Annotated in this window: 1 protein-coding gene; it reads left to right on the top strand. The window is 59.4% G+C overall.

The genetic code is table 11. The features are described from left to right. Positions 1-234 (top strand): immunoglobulin-like domain-containing protein (locus HU806_RS26335; protein ID WP_186615829.1); only part of this gene is annotated, 234 nt, incomplete at both ends.

The raw sequence follows: 234 nt of genomic DNA, 5'->3' as shown, positions 1-234 counted from the left end.
ACCAAGGCCCAACGACGATCACCGAATCGATCAAAGATGCATCCGGTGGCAACCTCGAAGCTATCGCACCAAACACCGCTCCGGTCAGCACCATCGTCAGCGACGTCAACGACACCACCACCGTGACATTGACCGCCACACCGACCGTGAACGAAAACGGCACGATCACCTACACCGCTACTTTGACCGGTGCTGACGGCAAACCCGTCACCGCACAGAACGGTCCGGTCACCG

The organism is Pseudomonas sp. SWRI154 (assembly GCF_014268645.1).
Classification (GTDB): Bacteria; Pseudomonadota; Gammaproteobacteria; order Pseudomonadales; family Pseudomonadaceae; genus Aquipseudomonas; species Aquipseudomonas marvdashtae.
The sequence above is the reverse complement of the archived record's forward strand: the minus strand, read 5'-3'. Positions and strand labels throughout refer to the sequence as shown.